Below are 5,029 nucleotides of genomic sequence, written 5' to 3'. Positions count from 1 at the left end.
CGAGCGCGACGAACGGATCCGGCACCGGCTGACCCGGCGCACCGCGCGCGAACGCAGCGGTGCCCGCCGGTACCGGCCGGGGCCGGGACGGCATCTGTACTCGCCGGCCTTCGTCGGGACCGCGAGCCGGTGGGCCCCCTCCGCCGAGGAGGATCTCGACCGGGAGATCAGCAGCCTCGAACTGGCCCTGCGCGAACACGGCGCACTCTCCCGGCGCGAGCTGGCCGACGTGGTCGGCGCGCGGTACTGGGGCCCCGGCCGGTTCCGTGCCGCGTTGAGCGAGGCCGCGTACGAGGGACGGGTGCGCCGCCTGTCCCGGGACCGCTACGAGCCCGTGGTCGTGGACTCCCCGTCCTGACCGGGGAGTCGGACACCGCCGCCCGCTCACCAGATCGGAGCGCGCCCCGCGCGGGCGCCCACGTCCGTCGGCGCGGTCGCACCACGGGCGCGCTCACTCACCGGGACCGGCGCGTTGACGGAGCCGGGCAGCTCCGAGGAACCTCACGACCGCCTGGTAGTCGGGAGCGGTGGGGTACCGCACCGTTCCCCGCACGGGCCCGGCCTTGCCCGGGCCCGCCGCAGTCGATCGCAGGAGTACGCATGCCAACCCCGGTCATCGTCGACGCCGCCCGCACCCCGTACGGCAAGCGGGGAGGCTGGTTGTCCGGTCTGCACCCCGCCGAGCTGCTGGGTGTCGCCCAGCGGGGGCTGCTCGACCGGCTCGACCTCGATCCCGCCCTCGTCGAGCAGATCATCGGCGGATGTGTCACGCAGGCGGGCGAGCAGTCGGGCAACGTCACCCGCACCGCGTGGCTGCACGCGGGACTGCCCCGGGCCACGGGTGCCACCACGATCGACTCCCAGTGCGGGTCGGCGCAGAACGCCGTCCACCTCGTCTCCGGGTTGGTCGCCACCGGTGCGCTGGACCTCGGCATGGCGTGCGGTGTGGAGTCGATGTCGCGGGTGCCGCTCGGGGCCAACATCGGCGAGGCCGGGTCCCCGAAGCCCGACTCGTGGGACATCGACATGCCGAACCAGTTCGGTGCGGCCGACCGGATCGCCGCCCGCCGCGGTTTCGGCCGGGAGAATCTCGACGCTTTCGGCGTGCGCTCCCAGGAGCGTGCCCGGCGCGCCTGGGACGAGGGCAGGCTGGACCGCCAGATCCTCCCCGTGACGGCGCCGTCGCCGGAGACCGGCGAGCCGGTGCGGGTCACCCGGGACCAGGGGTTGCGGGAGACCAGCGTGGCGGCGCTGGCCGGGCTCAAGCCGGTGCTGCCGGACGGCCTGCACACCGCGGGCACCTCGTCGCAGGTCTCGGACGGGGCCACGGTCGCCCTGGTCGCCGACTCGGACCGGGCCCGCGCCCTGGGCCTGCGTCCCCGCGCCCGGATCGTGGCCCAGGCACTCGTCGGGTCCGACCCGTACTACCACCTCGACGGCCCGATCGACGCCGCCGAGCGGGTGCTGAAGCGGGCGGGGATGACCATGGCCGACATCGACCTGGTCGAGGTCAACGAGGCGTTCGCCTCGGTACCGATGTCGTTGCAGCGGACCCTCGGGGTCGACGACGACCGGCTCAACGTCAACGGCGGCGCGATCGCGGTCGGCCACCCCGTCGGATCCACCGGGATCCGGCTGATCGCCACCGCGATCGACGAGCTGGAGCGCCGGGACGCCACTACCGCGCTCGTGGCGATCTGCGCGGGCGGGGCGCTGGCCACCGGCGCGGTCCTCGAACGGCTGTGACCACGCCGGCCCCCGACCCGGCGGAACGCGCGGCCGCGGTGGCGCGGCTGACCGGACCGGGTTCGCCCTTCGAGGTCGGCACCGAGCCGGTATGCGGCAGGCCGATGCGCGTGTTCCGGCACCGCAGACGCTCGCTGCGGGAACTGCTCGACGCCTCGACGGCGCACGGTGTCGCGGAGTATCTCGTCTGCGGCGAGCGGCGGGTCACCTTCGCCGCGCACCACGCGGCCGTGGCCTCGGTGGCGCACGCGCTGCGCACCCGGTACGGGATCCGCCGGGGTGACCGGGTGGCGATCCTGGCGGCGAACAGTGCCGAGTGGATCACGATGTTCTGGGCCGCGGCCGCGCTCGGCGCGGTCACGGTGGGGATGAACTCGCTGTGGTCGGCCCGCGAGATCACCCACGCCGTCGCCGACAGCACCCCCTCGGTGATCGTGGCCGACGACCGGCGCCGTGCGCTGCTCGGCGCGGTGGACGTGCCGGTGCTGTCGGTCGAGCAGGACGTCGGCGAACTCGCCTCCGCCCATCCGGACGCCGGGTCGCCGGAGTCCGGATGGAACGGGGACGACCCCGTCGAGGACGATCCCGCGGTCATCCTCTACACCTCCGGCACGACCGGCCGGGCCAAGGGGGCGGTGCACTCCCACCGCAACGTCCTGGCCGCCTGCGACTTCCACCTGTTCAACGACGCGCTGGCCGCCGAGCTCGGCCGCCCGCCGGGACGGCGCCGGTTCCTGCTGGCGACGCCGCTGTTCCACATCGCGGCCCTGCACAACCTCGCCGTCCCGCGGCTGGCGGCGGGGGACACCGCGGTCATCCATACCGGACGGTTCGACGTGGGCACGGTGTTGCGGTTGATCGAACGGGAGCGGGTCACGAACTGGGGCGCGGTGCCCACGATGGTGCGCCGGGTGCTCGAACACGCCGACCTCGCCGATTACGATCTGTCCGGTCTGACGAGTCTGTCGCTGAACTCGGCACCGTCGTCGCGCACGTTGTTCGACCGCGTGCGCCGGGCCCTCCCCGGTGCGGCGGCGGCGCTCGGCACCAGCTACGGACTCACCGAGACCGCGACCGGCGTGACCGTCGCCACGGCCGCCGACCTCGCCGACGATCCGGACACCGTGGGCCGTCCGGTGATCAATGTGGACGTCGAGATCCGGGACGCCGACGGCGACCCGGTTCCGGACGGGGTGGAGGGCGAGATCCACGTGCGCGGTGCGCAGGTCATGCTCGGCTATTGGAACCGGCCCGACGCCACGGCGGAGGCGATCGGGGCGGACGGCTGGCTGCGTACCGGGGACCTGGGCACGCGGGTCGACGGCAGACTGCGGATCAGCAGTCGACGGTCGGACCTCATCCTGCGGGGCGGGGAGAACGTCTACCCCGTCGAGGTGGAGCACGCGCTGGCCGCACACCCCCGGGTGTCCGAGGCCGTCGTGCTCGGCACACCACATCCCGACCTCGGCGAGGAGGTCACCGCCGTCGTGGTGACCGCGCCCGACCCGGCGACCTCCGACGGGACGACCCCGGACAGAGCCGCACCGGAGGACGTGGACGAGCGGACACTGTCGACGTTCGTCGCCGACCGGCTGGCCCGCTACAAGGTTCCCACCCGCTGGCTGGTGACCACCGACCCACTCCCGCGCAACGCCACCGGCAAGGTCGAGCGCCCCACAGTGCGCACCTGGTTGCCGTGAAGGGCACCTTCCCTGCGTGAGCGGCCGTGAGGGGCACTTTCGCTGCGTCACACGCAGCGAAAGTGCCCCTCACGGCACTCCCCGGGGCGCTCCCGTTGAGTGGGACCGCCGGCCCCGGGGCGGGGACGGTGCGGTTGTCTCGGGGATCGAACGCCTCCGTCGAAGGTGTGCCGAGGAGGAGACATGACACAACGACCAGCACACGTCGAGGGAGTCGTTCGACTCCGGCGGGGTGAACGCCGTGTTCCTGCGCGACCCCGACCTCACGGTCGGCATGGCCACCGGTGCGGAGACGGACGCGCTGCTCGGCGACCTGAAGCGCGCCGAGACACCGGACGAACGGGCCGCCGTCCTGGACGAGGTCCGGGCGCGGTGGAACGACCAGGTGCCCGCGCTGGTCCACGGGCCCACGGGCGAGGTCCTGGTGTGGTCCGACCGGATCCACGGCGTGACCGACACCGCGAACAGCATGGTGCTGCTCGACGACGCCCGGATCGACGGCGGCGGCCGCTGACGTCGGACGGGCACGGCGGGAAAGGAAGGTTCCACGATGGTGTGGACCGTGTCGCGACGCCTGGGCGAACTGGTGATCGTGCTGTTCCTCGTCAGCGCGGGCACGTTCGCACTGGTTTCGCTGATGCCGGGTGACCCGGCCGTCACGGTGCTCGGCGAGGGGCACACCGAGCACGAGTACGCGGCGGTGCGGGCGGACATGGGGCTGGACGCCCCGCTGCCCGAACGGTACGTCGACTGGCTCGGCTCGGCCGTGCGGGGCGACCTCGGCACCTCGGTCGTCCCGCCCTACAGCGACATCAGCGACCGGATCGGTGCGGCACTGCCGGTGAGCGTGGAACTGGCGGTGCTCGGCCTGGGCATGGCGCTAGTGCTGTCGATCCCCCTGGCGATGTGGTCGGCCTACCACGCGGGTGGCCGGGTGGACCGGCTGATCAGCGCGGGCACCTTCGGCATGCTCTCGGTGCCCAGCTTCCTCGCCGGCCTTCTGGTGATCATGGTGTTCGCCAACGGGCTCGGCTGGTTCCCGCGGGCGGAATGGGTGCGCCCCGGCGAGGGGCTCGTCGACAACGTCCACCACGCCTTCCTGCCCGCCCTGACGATCGCGCTGGCCGAAACGGCCCTGTTCACCCGGGTCCTGCGCAACGACCTGATCACCACGTTGCGCGAGGACTACATCCTCTCCGCGCGCGCCAAGGGCATGTCCACGGTGCACATCCTGCTCAGCGACGCGCTGCGGCCCTCGTCGTTCTCCCTGATCACGGTGCTGGGGATCAGCCTCGGCAGGCTGATCGGCAGCACGGTGATCGTGGAGTACCTGTTCGCCCTGCCCGGGATGGGGTCGTTGGTGATCAACGCGGCGAACGAGGGCGACTTCCCGATGGTGCAGGGCGCGGTCCTGGTGATCGCCGGCAGCTACGTGCTCACCAACACGGTGGTCGACCTCTCGTACCACTACCTCGACCCGCGGATCAGGCGGGCCCATGTCTGACGGCGCACGACGGCAGACGCACCCGGAGGCCGCGGCACCGGCCGGGCGGGACACGCGGTCCCGTCCGGGCAGGGCCCGG

General features: G+C 73.0%; 4 protein-coding genes and 1 pseudogene. All 5 read left to right on the top strand.

Annotated features, from left to right (window positions below; genetic code table 11):
- Positions 1-358: pseudogene (locus tag SACHA_RS25410) on the top strand (MFS transporter); the annotation flags it as partial.
- Positions 359-600: 242 nt separating this feature from the next.
- Positions 601-1,746, top strand: a complete 1,146-nt coding sequence (locus SACHA_RS0112090; RefSeq protein WP_019810030.1) for a steroid 3-ketoacyl-CoA thiolase — start codon at positions 601-603, stop codon at positions 1,744-1,746.
- Positions 1,743-3,446 (top strand): class I adenylate-forming enzyme family protein, encoded by a 1,704-nt coding sequence (locus SACHA_RS0112085; protein ID WP_019810027.1) that lies wholly within the window; start codon positions 1,743-1,745, stop codon positions 3,444-3,446. Before SACHA_RS0112090 ends, SACHA_RS0112085 begins: the two co-directional genes overlap by 4 nt.
- Positions 3,447-3,678: 232 nt before the next feature.
- Positions 3,679-3,960: a hypothetical protein gene (locus SACHA_RS0112080; RefSeq protein WP_019810024.1), complete on the top strand. Its 282-nt coding sequence runs from the start codon at positions 3,679-3,681 to the stop codon at positions 3,958-3,960.
- A 48-nt stretch (positions 3,961-4,008) separates the two neighbouring features.
- Complete coding sequence (locus tag SACHA_RS0112075; protein WP_232211865.1) at positions 4,009-4,950, top strand: ABC transporter permease; 942 nt, start codon at positions 4,009-4,011, stop codon at positions 4,948-4,950.
- Positions 4,951-5,029: the final 79 nt, after the last annotated feature.

Source organism: Saccharomonospora halophila 8 (genome assembly GCF_000383775.1).
GTDB classification, from domain to species: domain Bacteria; phylum Actinomycetota; class Actinomycetes; order Mycobacteriales; family Pseudonocardiaceae; genus Saccharomonospora; species Saccharomonospora halophila.
The sequence above is the reverse complement of the archived record's forward strand: the minus strand, read 5'-3'. Positions and strand labels throughout refer to the sequence as shown.